Raw genomic sequence first — 26,221 nt, 5'->3', positions numbered from 1 at the left:
GGCCGCTGGTCTGTGGCGGGCGGGCGAACCAGGGTTTGACCGTGGCGCCGGGCGCAGCGGTGTCCGGCAAGCCGAGAAAGACCCCGCGCAGGATCTCCCACTTATGGCCGATACCCGGCGTGCGGCGCATTTTAAACCCGGCCTCATTCAGCGCGCGGCGCACCCAGCCGGTGCTGGTAAAGGTGCTGAGGGTTGACTCGGGGGCCGCCAAACGGGCCAATTGTGCGAACAGTTCCGGGGTCCACATGTCCGGGTTTTTCGCGGGCGCGAAGCCGTCGAGAAACCACGCGTCGACTTGTGCATCGAGCTGTGGCAGTTGCTCCAGCGCGTCGCCGATCAGCAGCGTGAGCGTGACCCGGCCATTGGCCAGGCTGAGGGTTTGAAACCCCGGATGAATGGCCCAATAGCTGGCCAGCAGTTGCTCGCTGTAGTGCGCCAGCTCCGACCAGAGGGCGAGGGCGCGTTGCAGATCAGCGCGGGTCAGCGGGTACTTTTCGGCACTGATGAAATGCAGCCGGGCCTCAGGGTGCGCCGTTTCGTCGAACAGTTGCCACGCACAGAGAAAGTTGAGGCCGGTACCGAAGCCGGTTTCACCAATCACAAAATGCGCGTTGGCAGGCAAGGCGCTGAAGCGCTCGCGCAAGGCATTCTGTTCAATAAAGACGTAACGGGTTTCTTCAAGGCCGGACTTGTCTGAAAAATACACGTCGTCAAACAGTCGCGAATGGGGGCGACCTTGGTCATCCCAGTCGAGCTGGGCATTGGGCATTTCAATGGTCATGTGAGGCTCTGCATCGGCAAGGCGGCCATTCTAGCCGATCGGCCAAAGCACAACGGATTGATGACAGTTTTATGCGTTTTGTTGTTACGCGCAGGCATCAATCGTCTAGGCTTGTGGCATCTTGCCAGGGAGCTTTCCATGTTCGAATCTGCAGAAATCGGTCATTGCGTCGACAAAGAAACCTACGACAGAGAAGTTCCTGCCCTACGCGAGGCTTTGCTTGAGGCGCAGTACGACTTGCACCAGCAAAAGCGCGCAGCGGTGATTGTGCTGATCAACGGCATCGAGGGCGCCGGCAAGGGTGAAACAGTCAAGCTGCTCAGTGAATGGATGGACCCGCGGCTGATTGAGGTGCGTACGTTTGATCAGCAATCGGACGAAGAACTGGCGCGTCCGCCTGCGTGGCGTTACTGGCGTCATTTGCCGGCCAAGGGGCGCATGGGCGTGTTTTTCGGCAATTGGTACAGCCAGATGCTCCAGGCCCGGGTGCACGGGGTGATCAAGGACGCGGTGCTGGATCAAGCGATCACCGGGGCCGAGCGCCTGGAGCGCATGCTCTGTGACGAAGGCGCGGTCATTTTCAAATTCTGGTTTCACTTGTCCAAAAAACAAATGAAAGCACGGCTCAAGGCGTTGAAGGATGACCCGCTGCACAGCTGGCGAATCAGCCCGCTGGACTGGCAGCAATCCAAAACCTACGACAAGTTTGTGCGTTACGGCGAGCGTGTACTGCGTCGCACCAGCCGTGATTACGCGCCCTGGCACATCGTTGAGGGTGTAGACCCGCACTACCGCGGCCTGACCGTGGGCAAGATTTTACTCGAAGGGCTGCAAGCCGCGTTAAGCGCACCCAAGGCTCGCCCGCGCTCAATCAACGTGCCGTTGCTGCCTGAAAGCCGAGATGGGTTGAGCCTGCTCGACTGTCTGGACATGACCCAGGTACTGGAGAAGGATGACTATAAAGAGCAACTGGTCACCGAACAGGCACGGCTATCGGGCCTGATGCGTGACAAGCGCATGCGTCGTCATGCCTTGATTACGGTGTTCGAGGGCAACGATGCAGCGGGCAAGGGCGGTGCCATTCGCCGCGTTGCGGCGGCACTCGACCCGCGTCAATACAACATCGTGCCGATTGCTGCGCCGTCGCAGGACGAGCGCGCACAACCTTACCTCTGGCGCTTTTGGCGACAGATCCCGGGGCGCGGAAAATTCACCATCTTTGACCGCTCATGGTATGGGCGGGTGCTGGTAGAGCGGGTCGAGGATTTTTGCACCCAGGCCGACTGGATGCGCGCCTACGGCGAAATCAATGATTTCGAAGAACAACTGAAAAACTCGGGGGTGATCGTCGTCAAGTTCTGGTTGGCGATTGATAAAGACACGCAGTTGGAGCGTTTTCAGGAGCGGGAAACAATCCCGTTCAAGCGTTTTAAAATCACCGAGGAAGACTGGCGCAATCGAGAGAAATGGGACCTGTACCGCACCGCTGTGTGCGACATGGTTGACCGCACCAGCACGGAGATTTCGCCCTGGACACTGGTCGCGGCCAATGACAAACGCTGTGCACGGGTCAAAGTGTTGCGCACCATCAACGAAGCGCTGGAAGCCGCCTTTGCCAAAAGCGACAAACACGTCAAGAAGGGCAAGGCCATGATTCGTATCTGAGGAGGAGCGGCGCTACGCCTTAGTAATTGTAGGAGCGAGCTTGTCTCGCGATCTTTTAAAACATCAAAAGATCGCGAGGCAAGCTCGCTCCTACAGTTTTAATGCTTGCCGGGGCTGAGCATGTTTTCCGGACGTACCCACTCGTTGAATTCTTCGTCGGTCAGGTAACCCAACTCCAGCGCCGCTTCGCGCAAGGTCAACCCTTCGGCATAGGCTTTTTTGGCGATTTGCGCCGACTTGTCGTAGCCGATATGGGGGTTGAGTGCAGTCACCAGCATCAGGCCGCGCTCCAGGTGCTCGGCCATTTTGCCCGCGTCCGGCTCAAGCCCGGTCACGCAGTGTTCATTGAAGTTGCTGCAACCGTCGGCCAGCAGTTTGATCGACTGCAGCAAGTTATGAATGATCACCGGCTTGTACACGTTGAGCTGCAAATGCCCCTGGCTGGCGGCAAAGCCAATCGCCACGTCATTGCCCAGCGCCTGACAGGCGAGCATCGACAACGCTTCGCATTGGGTCGGGTTGACCTTGCCCGGCATGATCGAGCTGCCCGGTTCGTTAGCCGGCAGTTTGATTTCGGCCAGCCCTGCGCGTGGGCCGGAACCCAGCAGGCGGAAGTCATTGGCCAGTTTCATCAAGGTAACGGCCAGGGTTTTCAGGGCGCCCGACAAGGTGGTCAGCGGCTCATGCCCGGCCAGCGCGGCAAATTTATTGGGGGCGGTGACAAACGGCAGGCCCGACAGGGCGGCAAGTTCGGCGGCAATGGCTTCGGCAAAGCCGTGTGGCGCATTCAGCCCGGTGCCCACGGCGGTGCCGCCCTGAGCCAGTTCGCAAACGGCCGGCAGGGCTGAGCGAATGGCTTTGTCTGCGTAATCCAGTTGCGCGATGTAAGCCGACAGCTCTTGGCCGAACGTAATGGGGGTCGCGTCCATCATGTGGGTGCGACCGGTTTTAACCAGTTTCATGTGGCGCGCCGACAATTCGGCCAGCCCGCCGGACAACTCACTGATCGCCGGCAGCAGGTGCTCATGCACCGCCTTGGCCGCCGCAATGTGCATGGCCGTCGGGAAGCAGTCGTTGGAGCTTTGCGAGCGGTTGACGTGGTCGTTCGGATGTACTGGCGATTTGCCGCCACGGCCTTTGCCGGCCAGTTCGTTGGCGCGCCCGGCAATCACTTCGTTGGCGTTCATGTTGCTTTGGGTGCCACTGCCGGTTTGCCAGACCACCAAGGGGAATTGATCATCGTGCTGGCCGCCGAGCACTTCGTCGGCCGCCTGTTCAATCAGGCGCGCGATGTCGGCTGGCAAGTCGCCGTTGCGGTCGTTGACGCGGGCCGCGGCTTTTTTGATCAGCACCAGGGCATGCAGTACGGCCAGCGGCATTTTTTCGTTGCCGATGGCAAAGTTGATCAGCGAGCGCTGAGTCTGAGCGCCCCAATAGGCCTCATCCGGTACGTTCACTTCACCCAGGCTGTCGGTTTCGATGCGGCTCATCAGGTCGTTTCTCCTAAAGGTTGATCAGTGAGCTTAGGCGCTCAATCGCCTATAGGAGTTCAAACTTTAGTTTTATTGGTTTTTGTCGGATTGTTGAGAACCGCTATCAGTCTCGGGGTTGAGTGACACACTTTGTTAGGCGCAGAATAGTGGCCCCTGGGGTACGACCTCGCTTGCTAGATAAAGGAAACTCGATGACTCGTCTTCGCGCCATCTGTACTGCAGTTGCTCTGGTATGCGCCAGCGGCCAGGTATTCGCCGATGCTGCCAGCCACGCTGCCAGTGCTGAAACGTTCCTCAAGCTGGCACACGCCGACAAACTGGGGACGCCGGTGTACATGCAAGTGCAGCAAATGTTTGCTCAACGCTTTGAACAAACCAAAGCGCCGGCTGCGAAAAAAGCCTTGCTGGAAACCTACCAGGCCAAAGCCAACACTGCCCTGGACCAAGCCATTGGCTGGGACAAGCTGAAGCCGGACATGGTCAAGCTGTACACCGCCAACTTCAGCGAGTCCGAGCTTAATGACCTGGTGAAGTTCTACCAGTCGCCATTGGGCAAGAAAGTGCTGGAAAAAATGCCGCAACTGACTCAACAGTCTGCCCAGATGACTCAGGCCAAGCTGGAAAGCGCCGTGCCTGTGGTCAACAAGTTGTTGGAAGACATGACCAACGAACTGGTACCGGCTGCACCGGCCCCGGCCAAAAAGAAGTAAGCGGAGTCTGAATGAGCATGCAACAACGTATTGAAACGACGCTGAGCGCGTTGCAACCCGAGCATTTGAGCGTGCTGGATGAGAGCCACATGCACAGCCGTGGGTTGCAGACTCACTTCAAGGCAGTGGTGGTCAGCGAGCAGTTCGACGGGCTCAACCGTGTCAAGCGTCACCAAAAGGTTTACGCCACCCTGGGTGACCTGATGGGTGAGTTCCATGCGTTGGCACTGCACACGTACACGCCTGAAGAATGGGCGAAAATCGACGCAGCCCCGGCCTCGCCGACCTGCGCTGGCGGTGGGCACTAACACACGTTTTTGCTAGAATCCGCAACGCGCCGCTTAGTCGGCGCGTTTTTTTTGCATCCGGTTCACCCTTTGCGAGGGTAGCCACCTGGAGAGATTCACGATGACCGCGCCAATTGTTGTTGCTGCACTGTATAAATTTGTCACCCTGCAAGACTACGTTGAACTGCGTGAACCGTTGCTCAAGGCAATGGTGGATAACGGCATCAAAGGCACTTTGCTGATCGCCGAAGAAGGTATCAATGGCACCGTTTCCGGTAGCCGTGAAGGCATTGACGGCCTGCTGGCATGGCTCAAGACTGACCCGCGCATGGTCGATATTGACCACAAAGAATCCTACTGCGATGACCAGCCGTTCTACCGGACCAAGGTCAAGCTGAAAAAAGAGATCGTCACCCTCGGCGTTGAAGGCGTAGACCCGAACAAAAAAGTCGGTACCTATGTCGACCCCGAAAACTGGAACGCCTTGATCAGCGACCCAGAAGTGTTGCTGATTGACACCCGTAACGATTACGAAGTCTCGATTGGCACCTTTGAAGGCGCCATCGACCCTAAAACCACGAGCTTTCGTGAGTTCCCTGACTACATCAAAGCCAACTTCGACCCGGCTGTGCACAAAAAAGTCGCGATGTTCTGCACCGGCGGCATTCGCTGTGAAAAAGCCTCGAGCTATATGCTCAGCCAAGGGTTTGATGAGGTGTATCACCTCAAGGGCGGCATTCTGAAGTACCTCGAAGAGGTGCCGCAGGAAGAGTCCAAGTGGGAAGGTGACTGCTTTGTATTTGATAACCGCGTCACGGTGCGTCACGACCTGAGCGAAGGCGAGTACGATCAGTGCCACGCTTGCCGCACGCCGATCAACGCTGCAGATCGTGAGTCCGAGCACTACCAGCCGGGTATTAGTTGCCCGCATTGCTGGGACAAGCTGAGCGAGAAAACCCGTCGCAGCGCGATAGATCGTCAAAAGCAGATTGAACTGGCCAAGGCCCGCAATCAGCCGCACCCGATTGGTCATAACTACCGTAAATCTGCCGAGGCCTGATATGTCTGCGCGCCTGCTCTATGTGATGGACCCGATGTGTTCATGGTGTTGGGGTTTTGCGCCTGTCGCGCACGCTCTGATCGAGCAGGCGCAAGCCGCAGGTGTGGAACTGCACCTGGTGGTGGGTGGTTTGCGCACCGGCAACAGTGCGGCGCTTGAGCCTTCGACGCGGCGCTACATCCTTGAGCATTGGCAGGCCGTGGCTGACGCCACCGGGCAACCGTTCAACTTTGAGGGAGCCTTGCCCGAGGGTTTTGTTTACGACTGCGAGCCCGCTTGCCGGGCGATAGTGGCAGCACGCGCCCTGGCACCGCAGAAAACCTGGTGCTTGCTCAAGCTTATCCAGCAGGCGTTTTACGCTGAAGGCCGGGATGTCACGCAAAGCAGTGTTTTGGTTGAGTTGGCCGAGCAGGCCGGGTTGCCACGGGCTGAGTTTGCGGCGGCCTTTGACAGCGTCGAGCAACAGGCGGCGACGGCTGCGGACTTTACCTGGGTACAGGACTTGGGCATTGCCGGGTTCCCGACGTTGCTGGCCGAGTGTAATGGTCAATTAGCCTTGCTGACCAATGGCTATCAACCGCTTGAGCCGTTGTCTGAATTGCTCGGCCGCTGGCTGGATCGTGCCACGAGTGCTTGATCCCCTGGCTAAACCGTCAACTGCCCGCACGCCAGACCGGTTGGGCTGGGCTGACATTCGCCGTCTGGCCCTGCGGCATAAAAAAGCCCTGTGGATTGCCAATGGTGTGGCTGTGCTGGCCACGCTGTGCAGTGTGCCGATTCCGTTGCTGCTGCCGCTGTTGGTGGACGAAGTGCTGCTGGGACATGGCGACGCTGCCCTGAAAGTCATGAACCACTGGCTGCCAGTCGCCTGGCAGAGTTCGGTGGGCTACATCGGCCTGATGCTGGTAGTGACGTTGCTGCTGCGCGTTGGCGCATTGTTATTTAACGTCCTGCAATCGCGGCTGTTTTCACGGCTGGCCAAAGACATCGTGTTCCGTATCCGGGTGCGCTTGATTGAGCGCTTGAAGCGCATCTCGCTGGCGGAGTACGAGAGCCTGGGCAGCGGCACGGTGACCACGCATTTAGTCACCGACCTCGATACCCTCGACAAGTTTGTCGGCGAAACCCTCAGCCGGTTTTTGGTGGCCATGCTCACCTTGATAGGCACCTCGGCGATTCTGCTGTGGATGAACTGGCAGTTGGCGCTGCTGATCCTGTTGTTTAACCCGTTGGTGATCTACGCCACGGTGCAACTGGGCAAACGCGTCAAACATTTGAAAAAGCTCGAAAATGACAGCACCGGGCGTTTCACCCAGGCGCTGACCGAAACTCTGGATTCAATCCAGGAAGTACGAGCGGGAAATCGTCAGGGCTTTTTCCTAGGTCGCTTACAGCAACGTGCCCGTGAAGTCAGGGATTTTGCTGCGAACTCGCAGTGGAAAACCGACGCTTCGAACCGGGCAAGCGGGTTGTTGTTCCAGTTCGGCATCGATATTTTCCGCGCGGCCGCCATGTTGACGGTGCTGTTCTCTGACCTGTCGATCGGGCAAATGCTGGCGGTATTCAGTTATCTCTGGTTCATGATCGGCCCGGTCGAACAGTTGCTGAACCTGCAATACGCTTTTTACGCGGCGGACGGCGCGGTGACACGCATCAACCAGCTGCTGGCGCGTGAGGATGAACCTCACTATCCGGGCGGTGTTGATCCGTTTGCCGGGCGTGAAACAGTTGGCATCGATATCCGCGACCTGAGCTTCAGCTACGGCGAAGAGCGGGTGCTGGACACGCTCAATCTGAGCATCGCACCTGGCGAGAAAGTAGCGATTGTCGGCACCAGCGGCGGTGGTAAAAGCACCTTGGTGCAATTGCTGCTGGGGCTGTACACGCCACAGTCCGGAAGCATTTCGTTTGGCGGTGTGCGCCAGTCGGATATTGGCCTTGAGGCTATTCGCGAGCATGTGGCGGTGGTGTTGCAACATCCGGCGCTGTTCAACGACACGGTGCGCGCCAACTTGACCATGGGTCGTGAGCGCACGGACGAAGCCTGCTGGCGCGCTCTGAAAATCGCTCAGCTGGATGGCACCATCATGACCCTGCCGCAAGGTCTGGACAGTATCGTTGGGCGTTCCGGGGTGCGTTTGTCGGGTGGTCAGCGCCAGCGCCTGGCGATAGCGCGCATGGTTCTGGCCGAGCCCCGTGTGGTGATTCTCGACGAGGCCACCAGCGCACTGGACGCTGCCACTGAATACAACTTGCACCACGCGTTAGGCGCTTTTTTGAGCGGGCGCACGACGCTGATCATCGCTCACAGGCTGTCTGCGGTAAAACAGGCAGACCGGGTGCTGGTGTTTGACGGTGGCAGCATTGCCGAAGACGGCGAGCATCACCAGTTGATCGCCGAGGGCGGCCTTTACGCGCAGTTGTATGGCCACTTGCAGCAAAGTTGAGGGCGCAGCGTATTTGCCCTTAATGTGTTTTTTGAGGGCTAGTTAGCACTCTGAGGTATCCCTAATGTCGGTTGTTGGCCTAGTCTCAGTTCTTTGAGGCTTTTCCTCTGGTTTTCATCTGACTGCGTGATGCAAAGGGAACTCATGAAGCCAAAACGTACGCTCGGGACGCCCCACCTGCTCGGGATTGTCTGGCCCTTTATTGCGGTTGTACTGTTTCAGGTTTTATTGGGCTGCATGAGTCTCTACATGCTATCGGCCGTAAGGGGCTATGTCGCAGGCGAGAGCTTGTGGTCCAAGGGCCAGAAAGACGCCATCTATTTCTTGAGCTTGTATGCGGATAATCGCGACCCCGCGACCTATGCGCAGTATCAGCAAGCCATTCGCGTGCCTCAGGGCGGCCATAAACTGCGGGTAGCCCTGGACCAGCCCGAGCCGGATATGCAGGCCGCACGCGAAGGTATTCTGCAAGGCGGCAATCGCCCCGAAGACGTCTATGGGCTGATTTGGCTTTATCAAAATTTCCGACATTTCAGCTACCTCGAAAAAGCCATCGCGAAATGGAGCGTGGGCGACGAGTATCTGGACAAGCTCGATAATCTGGCGCAAGAGATACACCGCCAGGTCAGCACGAATCAGGTGTCAGAGGCCGATGTCGCGCAATGGCGCGCGCAGATTTATGCCATCAACGACGCGGTGACCCCCGCAGCCAAGGCGTTCAGCGATGCGTTGGGTGAGGCCTCGCGGTTTATTTTGAAGTTGCTGGTGGCGGTCAACCTGGCCGTGGCCCTGGGGTTGATTTGCCTGGCGTTGTTGCGCACCCACAAGATTCTGGTTCAGAGCCGTGTCTTTGCCGAAGCGCTGCAACTCGAGAAGGAGCGGGCGCAAATCACCCTGGAATCCATTGGTGATGGTGTGATCAGTACCGATGTTGATGGCGCTATTGTGTACATGAACCCGGCTGCCGAGCACTTGACCCACTGGCAGTCTGAACAGGCCCGGGGCGTGCCTTTAGGGGCGCTGTTCAAAATCCTGGATGACAACAGGCCGGATGAAGGCTTCAAGCTGATTGATCATGTGCTCAGCGGTCAGTTGGGCAGCAACAATGAGAACTCCAGGTTTATCCAGCGCATGGATGGCAGTACCGTGGCGGTCACCCTGACCGGTGCGCCGATCTTGCACGCGGGCAAACTTAGCGGCGCGGTGTTGGTGTTGCATGACATGACCCAGGAGCGGCAGTACATCGCCAATCTGTCGTGGCAGGCCACCCATGATGCGCTCACCGGGCTGGCCAACCGCCGTGAGTTTGAATACCGCCTGGAACTGGTGCTGCAAAACCTGGCGCGGCAACAAGGTCGGCACGCGCTGATGTTTTTGGATCTGGACCAATTCAAGCTGGTGAATGACACCTGCGGTCATGCGGCGGGTGACGAGCTTCTGCGCCATATTTGTGCGCTGCTGCAATCCGGTCTGCGTGAAGGCGATACCCTGGCGCGGCTGGGCGGAGATGAGTTCGGCATCTTGCTGGAAAACTGCCCGGCCGATGTGGCTGAGAAAATTGCCGAGGGGTTGCGCCATGCAGTGCAGAGCCTGCACTTCGCCTGGAAGGGGCGTCCGTTCCTCAACACCATCAGTATTGGCCTGGTGCATATTCACGAACTCCCGATCACGCTGGAAGGCTGTATGCGAGCTGCCGACATGGCCTGTTACATGGCCAAGGAGAAAGGCCGGAACCGGGTGCAGGTGTATCACGAGGACGACTCCGAACTGTCCATGCGCTTCGGTGAAATGAACTGGGTGCAGCGCCTGCATGTGGCGCTGGAAGAAAACCGCTTTTGCCTCTACTCCCAGGCAATCGTTCCGTTGGGGCATGTGGAGGAGCACAGCGGTCACATTGAGATTCTTTTGCGTCTGCATGATGAAAATGAACGAGTGATCATGCCTGACCATTTCATCCCGGCCGCCGAACGTTATGGCTTGATGCCATCGATTGACCGCTGGGTGGTCGAGAATGTGTTCAAGATCATTTCCGAATGCACGGCTCAGCACCCCGGGCGACCAATGGAAATGTGTGCGATTAACTTGTCGGGCACAACCATTGGTGATGATGAGTTTCTGGCGTTCTTGCACGAACAGTTTGAATGCTATGGCGTTTCGCCCGGGCAAATCTGCTTTGAGATCACTGAAACCAGCGCCATCGCCAATCTGGGCAGCGCCATTCGCTTTATCAATGACCTGAAGGCGCTGGGGTGCCGTTTCTCGCTGGATGACTTCTGCGCGGGAATGTCTTCGTTTGCTTATCTAAAGCACCTGCCGGTGGACTTTTTGAAGATTGATGGCAGTTTCGTCAGAGACATGCTGGATGATCCGATTAATCGGGCTATGGTAGAAGTGATTAATCACATTGGGCACGTAATGGGTAAGCGTACGATTGCAGAGTTCGTTGAGTCTTCGCACATTGAGCAGGCTTTGGTCGAGATCGGTGTCGATTATGCGCAGGGATATGCAGTTGAACGTCCTCACGTGCTGACGTGTGACAGTTTGTGGTGCCGGCCCAAACGTCCCGCGCCGTTGGCCTTGAAGTCGCCTGGCACGTTGCGTTAAGCATTTCCGGATTTGCAAAACCAGCGTGTCATAAGGAGCCTGATAGTGACCGAGACCTATAACCGAACTGGCCCTCTGATGGAGGCGTCCAGCTACCCCGAGTGGGCTCAGCAATTGATCCGCGATTGCAGCGAGAGCAAACGCCGGGTTGTTGAACACGAAATTTACCGACGCATGCGCGACAACACCCTCAGCGAAAAGACCATGCGTATTTTCCTGATTGGTGGCTGGCCAGTGGTCGAGCAGTTTTCGTTGTACATGGGCCATAACCTGGGCAAAACCCGTTATGGGCGCCATCCGGGTGAGGACATGGCGCGGCGCTGGCTTATCCGCAACATTCGTGTCGAGCTTAACCATGCCGATTATTGGGTGCATTGGGCGCGTGCACACGGTGTAAGCCTTGAAGACATGAACGCGCAAGACATACCGGCAGAGTTTCAGGCGCTCAACGACTGGTGCTGGCACAGCTGCGCAACCGACTCGTTGGCCGTGGCGATGGCCGCCACCAACTATGCCATCGAAGGCGCAGTCGGTGAGTGGGCTGCAGTGGTGTGTTCAAAAAGCATCTACGAAGAGTCGTTTCCGCAAGAAGGGCGCAAGCGCTCCATGAAATGGCTGAAGATGCACGCGCAGTATGACGATGAGCACCCGTGGGAAGCGCTGGAGATCATTTGCACGCTGGCGGGGTTGAACCCTTCAGAAGAGCTGAAAACCGAGTTGCGTAAAGCGATCTGCAAGAGCTATGACTACAAGTATCTGTTTTTGCAAAGCTGCTTGCAGTTTGAGGGGGCGCCGGTAGTGCGTCCGCGGCGCGAGCTGGTCGAGTCCTGATTGTCGGGAGATGACGATCTGAGCGTATAAAAAAACCGGAGGCTGCGTGGGCAGGCTCCGGTTTTTTTATGGGGCTTTTACTGTGCGTTGAACTCCTGCCCATTGACCCCGGTGCTGTCCGGGCCCATCAGGTACAGGTAAACCGGCATGATGGCTTGCGGTTCAGGGTTGTTCTGCGGGTTTTCTGCGGGGTAGGCCTGCGCACGCATGCTGGTACGGGTTGCGCCCGGGTTGATGCTGTTGGAGCGCACCGTCGAGACGTTTTCAACTTCGTCGGCGAGGGTTTGCATCAGGCCTTCGGTGGCGAACTTGGACACGCCATAGGCGCCCCAGTAGGCGCGGCCTTTGCGGCCAACGCTGCTGGAGGTGAAGATCACCGAGGCGTCTTGCGACAGTTTGAGCAGCGGCAGCAGCGTGCTGGTCAGCATAAACATGGCGTTTACGTTGATGTGCATCACGCGCATGAAGTTCTCGCCACTCAGTTGCTCCAGCGGCGTGCGCGGGCCGATGATCGAGGCGTTGTGCAGGAGCCCGTCCAGGCGCCCGAACTCGCTTTCAATCATGGCCGCCAATTCGTCGTACTGATGCGGCAGGGCGGTTTCGAGGTTGAACGGAATAACCGCCGGTTTGGCGTGCCCGGCGGCTTCAATGTCGTCGTAGACCTGGATCAGGTTGGCTTCTGTCTTGCCGAGCAGCAACACGGTCGCTCCGTGGGCGGCATAGGTTTTGGCGGCGGCTGCGCCAATACCACGACCGGCCCCTGTGACCAGGATGATCCGGCCCTTAAGCAGGTCGGGGTGGGCGGTGTAATCAAACATAAAGCACCTCAACAAAAAGCAGGAAACATGTGCAGCGCCCGGGTGTCAGCAACTGCACATCGCGTTATCCAGGACTTTGCGCAATTCGGCCGGATGGTCGACCACCACGTCAGCGCCCCAATGGTCAGGGTTGTCGTTGGGGTGGATGTAGCCATAGCGCACAGCGGCTGTTTTGGTTCCGGCATCGCGGCCTGACTCGATGTCACGCAGGTCGTCGCCGACAAACAGTACGCTGGCCGGGTCCAGGTCGAGCATCTTGCACGCCAGGATCAACGGCTCGGGGTCGGGCTTGCTCTTGGTGACGTGATCGGGGCAGATCAGCAGGGCGGAGCGCTCGGCCAGCCCAAGCTGCCGCATGATCGGCTCGGCGAAGCGTACGGGTTTGTTGGTGACAACGCCCCACACTAAATGAGCCTTTTCGATGTCGGCCAACAGTTCGGCCATGCCGTCAAACAGTTTGCTGTGTACCGCACAGTCACGCTGATAACGCTCAAGGAACTCAAGGCGTAGCGCTTCAAAACCCGGAGATTCTGGGTCCATGTCAAAGGTGGCGGCGACCATTGCGCGCGCGCCGCCGGAAATTTCATCGCGAATCAGTTTGTCGGCAACAGGCGGCAGGCCGCGTTCTGCGCGCATGGCCTGGCAGATGGCGATAAAGTCCGGCGCGGTGTCGAGCAGGGTGCCGTCCATGTCAAAAAGAACTGCTCTTAAACGCATGTATTACTCCTCGCGAAGGGTCTGGATCATGTAGTTGACGTCTACATCGTTGGCCAGTTTGTAATGCTTGGTCAGCGGGTTGTAGGTCAGGCCGATGATGTCTTTGACGCTCAGGCCAGCTTGACGGCTCCAGGCGCCCAGCTCAGAAGGGCGAATGAACTTCTTGAAGTCATGGGTCCCGCGTGGCATCAGCTTGAGCACGTATTCGGCGCCGATAATCGCGAACAGGTAGGACTTGGGGTTGCGGTTGATGGTCGAGAAGAACACTTGGCCGCCCGGTTTGACCATCTGGTAGCAGGCACGGATGACAGATGCTGGATCCGGCACGTGTTCGAGCATTTCAAGGCAGGTGACGACGTCGAACTGGCCCGGCATTTCGAGCGCCAGTTCTTCGGCAGTGATTTGGCGGTACTCAACGTTGACGCCGGACTCGAGCTGGTGCAGTTGCGCGACAGCGAGGGGGGCTTCGCCCATGTCGATACCGGTGACAGTCGCCCCGCGCTGAGCCATGGATTCACTGAGGATGCCGCCGCCGCAGCCTACATCGAGGACTTTTTTGCCGGCCAGATGAACGCGCTCGTCAATCCAGTTGACCCGCAGCGGGTTGATGTCATGCAGCGGCTTGAACTCGCTTTCGCGGTCCCACCAGCGATGGGCAAGCGCCTCGAATTTGGCGATCTCGGCGTGGTCGACGTTGCTCATGGGTAAATCCTCTAAAGCTAAAAAACCGGGTAAAACTCAGGGCCGGGGCCCTGAGGCTTGGAATCAATGAGTATGGCTGTTTATACGCTCGCCCCAGGCTTTGGCGGTGGCGCACAGTTGTTGCTCGTCCAGGCGCGTCAGTTGGCCGTTATCCAGCAGTTGCTTGCCGGCGACCCATACGTGTTTCACGCAATCGCGGCCAGTGGCGTAGATCAGCTGTGAGACGGGGTCATAGACCGGCTGCTGGGCAAGCCCGCTCAAATCGAATGCCACCAGGTCAGCCGCTTTGCCGACTTCGATAGAGCCGATTTCGCTCTCCTGGCCCAGGGCGCGAGCGCCGTTGAGCGTTGCCATACGCAGTGCGCGGTGAGCGTCCAGTGCCGTGGCCGAGCCGGATACAGCTTTGGCCAGCAAGGCAGCTGTGCGGGTTTCACCGAGCAAATCGAGGTCATTATTGCTGGCGGCCCCGTCGGTGCCAACCGCGACATTGACGCCGGCTTGCCACAAACGCTCGACCGGGCAGAAACCGCTGGCCAATTTGAGGTTGGATTCAGGGCAATGGATCACGCTGGAATTGCTTTCTACCAGAAGGCTCAGGTCTTCATCGTTGATTTTAGTCATGTGCACGGCCTGAAAGCGCGGGCCCAGCAAACCCAGGCGGGCAAGGCGGGCTACCGGGCGCTCGGCATTGTGCTCGACGGCCTGTTGCACTTCGAAGGCGGTCTCGTGAACGTGCATTTGCACGGCAGCATCGAGTTCGTCGGCAATCACCCGGACTTTCTCGAGGTTTTCATCACCGACGGTATATGGCGCGTGCGGGCCGAACGCGATTTTGATGCGAGGGTGGTATTTCAAGTCGCCAAACAGTTCTACCGCCTGGCGCAGAGATTCGTCTGCGGTGCTGGCGCCCGGAATCGGGAAGTCCAGAATGGGGAAGGCAATTTGTGCGCGGATACCGCTGTTGTGCACGCGCTCGCTGGCGACCTTGGGGAAAAAATACATGTCACTGAAGCAGGTAATGCCGCCTTTGATCTGCTCGGCTATGGCCAGGTCGGTGCCGTCGCGCACAAACGCCTCATCGACCCACTCGGCCTCGGCCGGCCAGATATGGTTTTCCAGCCAGGTCATCAGGGGCAAGTCATCGGCCATGCCGCGGAACAACGTCATTGCCGCGTGACCGTGGGCATTGATCAGCCCCGGGCTGAGCAGCATCTCGGGGAGTTCGCGGGTTTCAAGGGCGGTGTGTTTTTCGGCGAGGTGGCGCGGGCCCATGAATACAATGCGTCCGTCCTGGATGCCCACAGCATGCTCCTTGAGTACGACCCCGGCGGGTTCAACAGGTACGAGCCAGGTGGGGAGCAGCAATAAGTCGAAGGTCAAGGGCTGGGTTGGCATCAAAAATGACTTCCGGTGCATTATAAAAAGGACGCGAAGTATACCCGAGCGTCTTGGGGGCGGGCTCGCTATAATCGGCGGTTTTGTATCAGGGTGATAGGGGAAGTCATGCGCGATCGACTGTTGGCCGCTGAAAAGGTAAAGGCCATTGATTGGCAGGGTGAAGCCCTGCATCTGCTGGATCAGCGCATTTTGCCTTTTGAAGAGAACTGGCTGGCCTATACCGACGCTGACGGGGTTGCCCAGGCCATTCGTGACATGGTGGTGCGTGGCGCCCCGGCGATTGGTATTGCGGCGGCCTATGGCGTAGTGCTGGCAGCGCGTGATCGCAAGGCGGCAGGCGGTGACTGGGTGGCGGCGCTGGAGCAGGATTTCTCTCTGTTGGCGAACTCGCGACCGACCGCGGTGAACCTGTTTTGGGCGCTTAACCGTATGCGCGACCGTCTGGAGCGCTGCAAAGACAACACCGATGCGCTGCAAGCGCTGGAAGACGAAGCCGTCGCGATCCATGAGAGCGACCGCGAGGCCAATCTGACCATGGCGCAGTTGGGTGTCGATGTGATCCGTCGCCATCAGGGCAATGCCCAGACCGTATTGACCCACTGCAACACCGGAGCGCTGGCAACCGGCGGCTTTGGCACGGCACTGGGGGTGATTCGCGGCGCATGGATCGAGGGCATGATCGAGCAGGTGTATGCCGATGAAACCCGGCCGTGGCTTCAAGGCTCGCGCCTGACCGCCTGGGAGCTGGCCAACGAAGGGATCCCGGTGATTTTGAACGTGGACTCGGCGGCAGCCCACATCATGAAAACCAAGGGCGTGACCTGGGTGGTTGTCGGCGCTGACCGCATTACCGCCAATGGTGACGTGGCAAACAAGATTGGCACCTATCAGTTGGCGGTCAACGCCATGCACCACGGTGTGCGCTTTATGGTGGTTGCGCCGAGTTCGACCATCGACATGGACCTGGCCAGCGGCGAAGACATTCCGATTGAAGAGCGTAACGGCAGTGAATTGCTGGAAGTGGGCGGCAAGCGTGTCGGCGCGGATGTTCAGGCGTTCAATCCGGTGTTTGACGTGACCCCGGCAGATCTGATTGACGTGATCGTGACCGAGAAGGGCATTGTTGAGCGCCCGGACGCTGCCAAAATGGCGCAATTGATGTGCCGCAAGCGGTTGCATTGATGCGCTGACGCGGGCTCCAACCCTTGTTGCCAGATGATACAAACGAAGGCTTGCGGCGCGTGTCGCAGCCTTCGGTACTCACTAAAAACCTGGGTGGCAGGGCCCCTCAAGTGGGCTCAGAGTCCCTCTGGACACGCTCAAGCCTGCAATCGGTCCAATTACTATGCTCCATGCGCATCTGGGGGATAGGTGCGTGGCGGCGATTGTGATAACATCCGGCGGTTTCCGGGGTGCCCTGCAAGGGTTGCCCTTACTGCGCAAATCCGTAGGTTAACTCGTTGATTTGTCGTAAGTCGTTGCGTGGCACGTGGCCAGCGGCGGCGAGCTTCGTTCGTCCCGAATGGATGTGGCGAAGTTTCACCCGAAAAAGGAATCAGGCTTCTCATGGGCGAACTGGCCAAAGAAATCCTCCCGGTCAATATCGAAGACGAGCTGAAACAGTCCTACCTCGACTACGCAATGAGCGTAATTGTCGGCCGGGCACTGCCTGATGCGCGCGATGGCTTGAAGCCCGTGCACCGGCGTGTGCTGTTTGCGATGAGCGAACTGAGTAACGACTGGAACAAGCCGTACAAGAAATCTGCCCGTGTGGTCGGTGACGTTATCGGTAAGTATCACCCGCATGGTGATACGGCCGTTTACGACACCATCGTTCGAATGGCTCAGCCATTCTCCCTGCGCTACCTGCTGGTAGACGGTCAGGGTAACTTCGGTTCGGTTGACGGCGACAACGCCGCTGCCATGCGATACACCGAAGTGCGCATGACCAAGTTGGCTCACGAACTGCTGGCCGACTTGCACAAAGAAACCGTGGATTGGGTGCCGAACTATGACGGCACGGAACTGATCCCGGCGGTCATGCCAACGCGTATTCCCAACTTGTTGGTCAACGGCTCCAGCGGTATTGCTGTGGGCATGGCCACCAACATCCCGCCGCACAACCTGGGCGAAGTCATTGATGGCTGCCTGGCGTTGATCGACAACCCGGAGTTGAGCGTCGACGAACTGATGCAGTTCATCCCGGGCCCGGATTTTCCAACGGCGGCAATCATCAACGGTCGTGCCGGCATCATCGAAGCCTATCGCACTGGCCGTGGCCGCATTTACATGCGTGCCCGTTCGGTTATCGAAGACATCGACAAGGTCGGCGGCCGTCAGCAGATCGTGATCACCGAGCTGCCTTACCAGTTGAACAAGGCGCGTCTGATCGAGAAGATCGCCGAGCTGGTTAAAGAGAAGAAGCTCGAAGGCATCACCGAGCTGCGTGACGAGTCTGACAAGGACGGCATGCGCGTTGTGATCGAGCTGCGTCGCGGTGAAGTGCCGGAGGTTATTCTCAATAACCTGTATGCACAGACCCAGTTGCAAAGCGTGTTCGGGATCAACATTGTTGCCCTGATCGACGGTCGTCCGCGCATCCTGAACCTCAAGGACCTGCTTGAAGCGTTCGTGCGTCACCGCCGTGAAGTGGTGACCCGTCGTACCGTCTTCGAGCTGCGTAAAGCCCGTGAACGTGGCCACATCCTTGAAGGTCAGGCCGTTGCCCTGTCTAACATCGACCCGGTGATTGCGCTGATCAAAGCGTCTCCAACGCCATCTGAAGCCAAGGAAGCGCTGATCAGCACCCCTTGGGAGTCGACGGCGGTAGTGGCGATGGTTGAACGTGCCGGTGCCGATTCGTGCCGTCCTGAAAACCTTGACCCGCAATATGGTCTGCGCGACGGCAAGTACTTCCTGTCGCCAGAACAGGCTCAGGCCATTCTTGAATTGCGCCTGCACCGCCTGACCGGTCTTGAGCACGAGAAGCTGCTGGCTGAGTACCAAGAGATTCTGAACCAGATCGGCGAGCTGATCCGCATCCTCAACAGTGCTGTGCGCTTGATGGAAGTGATCCGCGAAGAGCTGGAAGTCATTCGTGCGGAATACGGCGACGTGCGCCGTACCGAAATTCTGGATCATCGTCTCGACCTGACACTGGGCGACATGATTCCGGAAGAAGAGCGCGTTGTGACCATCTCCCACGGTGGCTATGCCAAGACCCAGCCGTTGGCTGCGTACCAGGCTCAGCGTCGTGGCGGTAAAGGCAAGTCGGCCACTGGCGTGAAGGATGAGGACTACATCGCTCACCTGCTGGTAGCCAACAGCCACACCACGCTGTTGCTGTTCTCCAGCAAGGGCAAGGTGTACTGGCTCAAGACTTACGAAATTCCAGAAGCGTCCCGTGCCGCGCGCGGTCGTCCGCTGGTCAACCTGCTGCCGCTGGATGAGGGTGAATACATCACCACCATGTTGCCGGTCGAGGAATACACCGAAGGTCATTTCATCTTCATGGCCACCGCTAACGGCACCGTGAAGAAGACCCCGCTGGAATCCTTCAGCCGTCAACGCAGCGTGGGCCTGATCGCCCTGGAGCTGGACGAAGGCGACGTACTGATCAGCGCTGCTATCACTGATGGCGAGCGCGAAGTCATGCTGTTCTCCGACGGTGGCAAAGTGACTCGCTTTAAAGAGTCTGACGTCCGTGCGATGGGCCGTACGGCCCGTGGTGTTCGCGGCATGCGTCTGCCAGAAGGTCAAAAGCTGATCTCGATGTTGATCCCGGAAGAAGGCAGCCAGATCCTCACCGCGTCCGAGCGTGGCTACGGCAAACGTACGGCGATTAGCGAGTTCCCTGAGTACAAGCGTGGCGGTCAGGGCGTAATTGCCATGGTCAGCAACGAGCGTAACGGTCGCCTGGTTGGCGCTGTCCAGGTTCAGGATGGCGAAGAAATCATGCTGATTTCTGACCAGGGTACGTTGGTGCGTACGCGTGTTGACGAAGTGTCGAGCCTGGGTCGTAACACCCAGGGCGTGACCTTGATCAAACTGGCGAGCGATGAAACGCTGGTTGGGCTTGAGCGGGTACAGGAGCCTTCGGAAGTGGAAGGCGAAGAACTCGAAGATGACGTTGAGCTCGAGGGCGAGGCCATCCAGGGTGGCGTTGACGACGAGCAGCCGCTAGAGGCTGGCGCTGACGAAGAAGAACCGCAGGAATAAGCGGACACACAGGGGGCGGATGAAGATTCGCCCCCTTGTTGTATGTGTTGGGGCTGCAACGCGTAGCGAAGCACTGATTTTTTGAGCCGCCAGGCCGGTGTGCACAGAACAGATTGGCGCTTTGCCATGCGGTGCAGCTTTTGTTGATTTATTGCATGACCCACCAAATCAGAGCGAGAGTGGATGTGAGCAAACGAGCCTATAACTTCTGCGCAGGTCCTGCTGCGCTTCCTGAAGCCGTCCTGTTGCGTGCCCAGTCTGAGTTGCTCGACTGGCATGGCAAGGGCCTCTCGGTTATGGAAATGAGCCATCGCAGCGATGAGTTCGTGTCCATTGCAACCAAGGCTGAGCAGGATCTGCGCGACCTGCTGTCTATTCCCTCTAACTACAAAGTCCTGTTTCTGCAAGGCGGCGCAAGCCAGCAATTTGCCCAGATCCCGTTGAATCTGCTGCCTGAAAATGGCTCGGCGGATTACATCGATACCGGCATCTGGTCGCAAAAAGCCATCGAAGAAGCTGCACGCTATGGCCGCATCAACGTGGCTGCCAGCGCCAAGAACTACGATTACTTTGCGATTCCAGGTCAAAACGAGTGGAACCTGTCCAAAGACGCGGCCTATGTTCACTATGCGCCGAACGAAACCATTGGCGGTCTGGAGTTTGACTGGATTCCGCAAACCGGCGACGTTCCGCTGGTTGCCGATATGTCTTCGGACATCCTGTCGCGTCCAGTCGACGTTTCCCGTTTCGGCATGATCTACGCTGGCGCGCAAAAGAACATCGGCCCAAGCGGTATCGTGGTGAACATCGTTCGCGAAGACCTGTTGGGGCGTGCACGCTCGTTCTGCCCGACCATGCTGGATTACAAGGTCGCCGCCGATAATGGCTCTATGTACAACACCCCGCCAACGCTGGCCTGGTACTTGTCTGGCCTGGTGTTTGAGTGGCTGAAAGAGCAGGGCGGTGTTGAAGCCATCGGCAAGCTCAATGAAGTTAAAAAGCGCACCTTGTACGACTTCATCGATGCCAGCGGCTTGTACAGCAACCCGATCAACAAGACTGACCGCTCGTGGATGAACGTGCCGTTCCGTCTGGCTGACGACCGTCTCGACAAGCCATTCCTGGCGGGTGCTGAGGCTCGCGGCCTGTTGAACCTCAAAGGCCACCGCTCGGTAGGCGGCATGCGCGCGTCGATCTATAACGCCGTGGACATCAACGCAGTGAATGCGCTGGTGGCTTACATGGCAGAGTTCGAGAAGGAACACGGCTAATGTCCGAGCAAGAACTCAAGGCCTTGCGCCTGCGTATCGACAGCCTGGACGAAAAGGTTCTGGAGTTGATCAGTGAGCGTGCCCGCTGCGCTCAGGAAGTGGCGCGGGTCAAGATGGCGTCGCTGGCTGAAGGCGAAGTGCCGGTCTTTTACCGTCCTGAGCGTGAAGCTCAGGTGCTTAAGCGTGTGATGGAACGCAACAAGGGGCCGCTGGGCAACGAAGAGATGGCGCGGTTGTTTCGCGAAATCATGTCTTCTTGCCTGGCGCTGGAGCAGCCGCTGAAAGTGGCTTATCTAGGCCCTGAAGGTACCTTTACCCAAGCTGCGGCCATGAAACACTTTGGTCACGCGGTCATCAGCAAGCCGATGGCTGCGATTGATGAAGTGTTCCGTGAAGTGGCGGCGGGTGCGGTGAACTTTGGTGTGGTGCCGGTAGAGAACTCTACCGAAGGCGCTGTTAACCATACGCTGGACAGTTTCCTTGAGCACGACATGGTGATCTGCGGCGAAGTTGAGCTGCGTATCCACCACCACCTGCTGGTGGGCGAAAACACCAAAACTGACAGCATTAGCCGTATCTATTCGCATGCCCAGTCGTTGGCCCAGTGCCGCAAATGGCTGGACGCGCACTACCCGAACGTTGAGCGGATTGCCGTGTCGAGCAATGCCGAAGCGGCCAAGCGGGTTAAAGGCGAGTGGAACTCCGCAGCGATTGCTGGCGACATGGCAGCAGGCCTGTACGGTCTGACCCGTCTGGCTGAAAAAATCGAAGATCGCCCGGATAACTCCACGCGCTTCTTGATGATTGGCAACCAGGAAGTGCCGCCGACCGGGGACGACAAAACCTCGATTATCGTGTCGATGAGCAACCGTCCGGGTGCGCTGCATGAGTTGTTGGTGCCATTCCATGAAAACGGCATCGACCTCACGCGCATTGAGACGCGTCCTTCGCGCAGCGGCAAGTGGACCTATGTGTTCTTCATTGATTTTGCAGGCCACCACCGCGATCCGTTGGTCAAAAGTGTGCTGGAGCAGATCAGTCAGGAAGCCGTAGCGCTCAAAGTGCTCGGCTCCTATCCGAAAGCGGTTCTCTGAGGCGGTTTACATGAGCGGTGATTTCCTCGCCCTGGCACAGCCGGGCGTGCAGCAACTTTCGCCATACGTCCCGGGCAAGCCTGTGGACGAGCTGGCGCGTGAGCTGGATATTGATCCGGCGACTATCGTCAAACTGGCCAGCAACGAAAACCCTTTGGGTGCAAGCCCCAAGGCGCTGGCGGCCATTCGTGAAGAGCTGGCTGAGTTGACGCGTTATCCAGACGGTAACGGTTTCGCCCTGAAAACCTTGTTGGCCGAGCAAACTGGCGTGCAACTGAATCAAGTGACGCTGGGCAATGGTTCTAACGACATCCTGGAACTGGTTGCGCGTGCGTACCTGGCGCCAGGCCTGAATGCCGTGTTCAGCGAGCATGCGTTCGCGGTGTACCCGATCGTGACTCAGGCCATTGGTGCGACGGCGCATGTTGTCCCGGCCAAAGATTGGGGCCATGACTTGCCAGCCATGCTGGGGGCGATAGACGAGAACACCCGTGTGGTGTTCCTCGCCAACCCGAACAACCCGACCGGCACCTGGTTCAGCGCGGAGGCGCTCAACGAGTTTTTGCAGGATGTGCCTGAGCGCGTGCTGGTGGTTCTGGACGAGGCGTATATCGAGTACGCAGAAGGCAGTGAATTGCCGGATGGCGTGGAGTTTCTGTCGGCTTACCCGAACTTGCTGGTCTCGCGAACCTTCTCCAAGGCCTATGGCCTGGCCGCCTTGCGGGTAGGGTACGGTCTGTCGAGCGCAGTGGTGGCCGACGTAATGAACCGCGTTCGACAGCCATTCAACGTCAACAGCCTGGCGCTGGCCGCGGCCTGCGCTGCGCTGCAAGATGCCGACTATCTGGCCGAAAGCCGCCGCCTCAACGAGGCGGGCATGCAGCAGTTGCAAGACGGCTTCCGTGAGTTGGGCTTGCAGTGGATTCCCTCCAAAGGCAATTTTATTGCGGTGGATCTGGGGCAGGTCGCAGCGCCGGTTTATCAAGGCTTGTTGCGTGAAGGCGTCATTGTGCGTCCGGTGGCCAACTACGGCATGCCGAATCACTTGCGAGTCACCATTGGTCTGCCAGCGGAAAACACCCGTTTGCTTGAGGCGCTGGCCAAGGTTCTTGCTCGTGGTTGATGTTATATCGCTGAAACCTGTTGCGCCTATTGTAGGTCGGCTGGTGGTTGTAGGATTGGGCCTGATTGGTGGCTCTTTCGCTAAAGGTATGCGTGAAAGTGGCTTGTGCGCCGAGGTGGTCGGTGTTGATCTGAACCCGAAGTCGCGAGCCCTGGCAGTCGAGCTGGGTGTGGTTGATCGCTGTGAAGCTGATCTGGCGGTGGCTTGCCGTGGCGCCGACGTTATTCAGTTGGCCGTGCCAATTCTGGCCATGGAGAAAATGCTCGGCTTGTTGGCGGGCATTGATCTGGGCCACGCGGTATTGACCGATGTCGGCAGTGCCAAGGGTAACGTGGTACGCGCTGCAGCTCAGGCGTTTGGTGCCATGCCGCCGCGTTTCGTGCCGGGGCATCCTATTGCCGGGTCTGAGCAAAGCGGTGTCGAGGCTTCAAATGCCAGCCTGTTTGAGCGGCACAAAGTCATTTTGACGCCTGTGGCTGAAACCGATCCTGCTGCGCTGGCCCTGGTCGATGCGCTATGGCGCGCACTGGGTGCAGATGTTGAGCACATGCAGGTCGAACGCCACGACGAAGTCCTCGCTGCAACCAGTCATCTGCCGCACCTGCTGGCGTTTGGGCTGGTCGATTCTCTTGCCAAGCGCAATGAGAATCTGGAGATCTTTCGGTACGCTGCGGGGGGCTTCCGCGATTTCACAAGAATCGCCGGGAGCGACCCGGTAATGTGGCATGACATCTTCCTCGCTAACCGCGAGGCGGTGCTGCGCACATTGGATACATTTCGTAGCGACCTCGACGCCTTGCGCGACGCGGTCGATGCAGGGGACGGGCATCAATTGCTGGGCGTTTTTACCCGCGCCCGGGTTGCTCGAGAGCATTTCAGTAAAATCCTGGCCCGCCGGGCATATGTGGACCCTATGAATTCAAATGATCTGATTTTCCTGGCTGAACCAGGTGGCACTGTAACTGGCCAAATCCGTGTGCCAGGCGACAAGTCCATTTCTCACCGCTCGATCATGCTCGGCTCGTTGGCTGAGGGCACGACGCAGGTTGAAGGTTTTCTTGAGGGCGAAGACGCTCTGGCAACGCTGCAAGCGTTCCGTGACATGGGCGTTGTTATTGAAGGACCGCACCAGGGTCGCGTGACCATTCACGGCGTTGGCCTGCATGGCTTGAAAGCGCCGCCCGGGCCCATATATCTAGGTAACTCGGGTACGTCGATGCGCTTGTTGTCGGGTCTTTTGGCCGCGCAGAGCTTTGACACGACGCTGACCGGTGACGCATCGCTGACCAAGCGACCCATGAACCGTGTGGCAAACCCACTGCGTGAAATGGGCGCTGTGATTGAAACGGCGGCTGAGGGTCGCCCGCCCATGACCATTCGTGGCGGTCACGCGCTCAAAGGTGTGAACTACACATTGCCAATGGCCAGTGCCCAGGTGAAGTCCTGCCTGTTGTTGGCGGGTTTGTATGCCGAAGGCACGACCTCTGTCACTGAGCCAGCGCCAACCCGCGATCACACCGAGCGCATGTTGCGTGGTTTTGGTTACCCGGTCAGCGTCAACGGGCCTACGGCGTCGGTCGAGTCGGGCCACAAGCTCACGGCGACGCATATCGAAGTGCCGGGCGATATCTCGTCGTCTGCGTTCTTCCTGGTAGCGGCTTCTATTGCTGAAGGGTCGGACCTGTTACTTGAGCACGTAGGTATCAACCCGACTCGCACAGGCGTGATCGACATCTTGCGCTTGATGGGGGCTGACATCACCCTCGAAAACCAGCGCGAAGTGGGTGGCGAGCCGGTGGCAGACCTGCGTGTAAGGGCTGCCAAGCTTAAAGGCATCGATATTCCGGAAGCGCTGGTGCCATTGGCCATCGATGAGTTCCCGGTGCTGTTCGTGGCTGCGGCGGTAGCCGAAGGTCGTACTGTTCTGCGCGGCGCCGAAGAGCTGCGAGTCAAGGAGTCGGACCGTATTCAGGTGATGGCTGACGGCTTGCTGACCTTGGGCGTCAAATGCCAACCGACCCCTGATGGCATCATTATTGATGGCGGCTCCATCGGTGGCGGTGAAGTTCATGGTCATGGCGACCACCGTATTGCGATGGCATTCAGCATTGCTTCGCTGCGTGCTACGGCGCCAATCCGTATTCACGATTGCGCTAACGTCGCGACGTCTTTCCCGAACTTCCTAGCGCTGTGCAAGCAGGTCGGCATTCGTGTGGCGCAAGAGGCGCAGTCGTGATGCCGGTGGCGCCAGTTATCACCATCGACGGACCTAGCGGTTCGGGCAAGGGCACCGTTGCAGGTCGCCTGGCCGAGCATTTGGGCTGGGCATTGCTGGATTCTGGCGCCTTGTACCGTTTGCTGGCGTTTGCTGCTGTTAATCATGGTGTCGCGCTCGATAACGAAGCTTTGTTAAGTCAGTTGGCGGCTCACCTTGACGTGCAGTTCGTCGGGGCGACGGAAGGTAAGTCGGCGCGTATCGTGCTTGAAGGTGAAGACGTCACGCTGGCTATTCGTAATGAGACGGTTGCTAAGGGTGCATCGCAAGTGGCGGCGTTACCCGCTGTTCGCGAGGCTTTGCTGCAGCGTCAGCGTGCATTCAGGGAGTTTCCGGGGCTGGTTGCCGACGGTCGCGATATGGGAACAGTGGTTTTTCCTGAGGCGCCGCTGAAGATTTTTCTGACGGCCAGCGCCGAGGAGAGGGCCCGTCGCCGTTACTTGCAGTTGAAGGCCAAGGGGGATGATGTTAGTCTCCCGCGTCTGTTGGATGAGATACGTGCCCGTGATGAGCGTGACACGCAGCGTGCAATAGCCCCGCTAAAGCCGGCGGCTGATGCCATACAGCTTGACTCCACGGAGTTATCCATCGAGCAGGTGTTAGAACGCATCAAGAGTGAAATCGCCCTTCGCGATCTCGCCGGATGACCAAGAACGCGTGCAGGAGACCAGAAATAGTCCTGCATGCCTTCTTTTATATGAACGTAACCCACATTGTCTGGAATGTG

General features: G+C 58.2%; 21 protein-coding genes. 15 read left to right on the top strand and 6 right to left on the bottom strand.

Annotated elements, in window-relative coordinates; genetic code table 11:
- Positions 1–781: tRNA (5-methylaminomethyl-2-thiouridine)(34)-methyltransferase MnmD (gene mnmD, locus GHO25_RS06570; RefSeq protein ID WP_153390209.1), on the bottom strand; the 781-nt coding region annotated here is incomplete at its 3' end.
- 138 nt (positions 782–919) lie between these two features.
- Between mnmD and pap the strand changes: the two genes are divergently transcribed.
- Entirely contained in the window at positions 920–2,446 is a 1,527-nt protein-coding gene (gene pap / locus GHO25_RS06565) for a polyphosphate:AMP phosphotransferase (RefSeq protein WP_048368525.1), read from the top strand.
- 98 nt (positions 2,447–2,544) lie between these two features.
- Here pap and GHO25_RS06560 read toward each other — a convergent pair whose 3' ends face one another.
- On the bottom strand, positions 2,545–3,936 hold the full coding sequence (locus tag GHO25_RS06560) for a class II fumarate hydratase (RefSeq protein WP_153390207.1): 1,392 nt from the start codon (positions 3,934–3,936) through the stop codon (positions 2,545–2,547).
- Positions 3,937–4,130: 194 nt separating this feature from the next.
- Here GHO25_RS06560 and GHO25_RS06555 point away from each other — a divergent pair, with 194 nt between their 5' ends.
- From GHO25_RS06555 to GHO25_RS06525, 7 genes are all read left to right on the top strand, one after another.
- The gene (locus tag GHO25_RS06555; protein ID WP_048368523.1) at positions 4,131–4,649 is read left to right on the top strand and encodes a DUF2059 domain-containing protein; all 519 of its coding nucleotides are present in this window, start codon (positions 4,131–4,133) and stop codon (positions 4,647–4,649) included.
- Between the two features lie 11 nt (positions 4,650–4,660).
- Positions 4,661–4,957 (top strand): BolA family transcriptional regulator, encoded by a 297-nt coding sequence (locus GHO25_RS06550; RefSeq protein ID WP_048368522.1) that lies wholly within the window; start codon positions 4,661–4,663, stop codon positions 4,955–4,957.
- Positions 4,958–5,057: 100 nt separating this feature from the next.
- On the top strand, positions 5,058–5,996 hold the full coding sequence (locus GHO25_RS06545; protein WP_048368521.1) for a rhodanese-related sulfurtransferase: 939 nt from the start codon (positions 5,058–5,060) through the stop codon (positions 5,994–5,996).
- Position 5,997: 1 nt separating this feature from the next.
- The gene (locus GHO25_RS06540; protein WP_048368520.1) at positions 5,998–6,633 is read left to right on the top strand and encodes a DsbA family protein; all 636 of its coding nucleotides are present in this window, start codon (positions 5,998–6,000) and stop codon (positions 6,631–6,633) included.
- Entirely contained in the window at positions 6,626–8,443 is a 1,818-nt protein-coding gene (locus tag GHO25_RS06535; protein ID WP_372240926.1) for an ABC transporter ATP-binding protein, read from the top strand. The genes GHO25_RS06540 and GHO25_RS06535 overlap by 8 nt, the downstream gene beginning before the upstream one ends.
- Before the next feature lie 144 nt (positions 8,444–8,587).
- Positions 8,588–11,047: an EAL domain-containing protein gene (locus GHO25_RS06530; protein ID WP_153390206.1), complete on the top strand. Its 2,460-nt coding sequence runs from the start codon at positions 8,588–8,590 to the stop codon at positions 11,045–11,047.
- A 45-nt stretch (positions 11,048–11,092) separates the two neighbouring features.
- Positions 11,093–11,878 (top strand): iron-containing redox enzyme family protein, encoded by a 786-nt coding sequence (locus tag GHO25_RS06525; protein ID WP_178110007.1) that lies wholly within the window; start codon positions 11,093–11,095, stop codon positions 11,876–11,878.
- Between the two features lie 77 nt (positions 11,879–11,955).
- Here the strand turns inward: GHO25_RS06525 and GHO25_RS06520 are convergent, their stop codons facing one another.
- From GHO25_RS06520 to GHO25_RS06505, 4 genes are all read right to left on the bottom strand, one after another.
- On the bottom strand, positions 11,956–12,696 hold the full coding sequence (locus GHO25_RS06520) for a YciK family oxidoreductase (RefSeq protein ID WP_153390204.1): 741 nt from the start codon (positions 12,694–12,696) through the stop codon (positions 11,956–11,958).
- 45 nt (positions 12,697–12,741) lie between these two features.
- A complete protein-coding gene (mupP, locus tag GHO25_RS06515) occupies positions 12,742–13,413 on the bottom strand; it encodes an N-acetylmuramic acid 6-phosphate phosphatase MupP (RefSeq protein ID WP_153390202.1) in 672 nt (223 codons plus the stop codon).
- A gap of 3 nt (positions 13,414–13,416) precedes the next feature.
- A complete protein-coding gene (gene ubiG, locus GHO25_RS06510) occupies positions 13,417–14,115 on the bottom strand; it encodes a bifunctional 2-polyprenyl-6-hydroxyphenol methylase/3-demethylubiquinol 3-O-methyltransferase UbiG (RefSeq protein ID WP_048368514.1) in 699 nt (232 codons plus the stop codon).
- Between the two features lie 63 nt (positions 14,116–14,178).
- On the bottom strand, positions 14,179–15,510 hold the full coding sequence (locus GHO25_RS06505; protein ID WP_153390200.1) for a TRZ/ATZ family hydrolase: 1,332 nt from the start codon (positions 15,508–15,510) through the stop codon (positions 14,179–14,181).
- Positions 15,511–15,618: 108 nt separating this feature from the next.
- Between GHO25_RS06505 and mtnA the strand changes: the two genes are divergently transcribed.
- The 7 genes from mtnA to cmk all read left to right on the top strand — a co-directional run bounded on the left by mtnA (position 15,619) and on the right by cmk (position 26,141).
- A complete protein-coding gene (gene mtnA, locus GHO25_RS06500; RefSeq protein ID WP_153390199.1) occupies positions 15,619–16,695 on the top strand; it encodes an S-methyl-5-thioribose-1-phosphate isomerase in 1,077 nt (358 codons plus the stop codon).
- 384 nt (positions 16,696–17,079) lie between these two features.
- Positions 17,080–19,731 carry a DNA gyrase subunit A gene (gene gyrA / locus GHO25_RS06495; RefSeq protein WP_153390197.1) on the top strand — a complete coding sequence of 884 codons (2,652 nt, stop codon included), beginning with the start codon at positions 17,080–17,082 and terminating at the stop codon, positions 19,729–19,731.
- Positions 19,732–19,916: 185 nt separating this feature from the next.
- Entirely contained in the window at positions 19,917–21,002 is a 1,086-nt protein-coding gene (gene serC / locus GHO25_RS06490) for a 3-phosphoserine/phosphohydroxythreonine transaminase (protein WP_048387841.1), read from the top strand.
- Positions 21,002–22,096, top strand: coding sequence for a prephenate dehydratase (pheA, locus tag GHO25_RS06485; protein WP_048368510.1), 1,095 nt, complete (start codon positions 21,002–21,004; stop codon positions 22,094–22,096). The genes serC and pheA overlap by 1 nt, the downstream gene beginning before the upstream one ends.
- Positions 22,097–22,106: 10 nt before the next feature.
- Entirely contained in the window at positions 22,107–23,219 is a 1,113-nt protein-coding gene (hisC, locus tag GHO25_RS06480) for a histidinol-phosphate transaminase (protein ID WP_153330388.1), read from the top strand.
- A gap of 28 nt (positions 23,220–23,247) precedes the next feature.
- On the top strand, positions 23,248–25,455 hold the full coding sequence (locus tag GHO25_RS06475) for a bifunctional prephenate dehydrogenase/3-phosphoshikimate 1-carboxyvinyltransferase (RefSeq protein ID WP_178110012.1): 2,208 nt from the start codon (positions 23,248–23,250) through the stop codon (positions 25,453–25,455).
- On the top strand, positions 25,455–26,141 hold the full coding sequence (cmk, locus tag GHO25_RS06470) for a (d)CMP kinase (RefSeq protein WP_153390193.1): 687 nt from the start codon (positions 25,455–25,457) through the stop codon (positions 26,139–26,141). The genes GHO25_RS06475 and cmk overlap by 1 nt, the downstream gene beginning before the upstream one ends.
- The last annotated feature ends 80 nt before the right edge of the window (positions 26,142–26,221 follow it).

Source organism: Pseudomonas sp. FSL R10-1350, from assembly GCF_009600525.1.
Classification (GTDB): domain Bacteria; phylum Pseudomonadota; class Gammaproteobacteria; order Pseudomonadales; family Pseudomonadaceae; genus Aquipseudomonas; species Aquipseudomonas helleri.
This window is presented reverse-complemented; position numbering and strand designations above follow the sequence as displayed.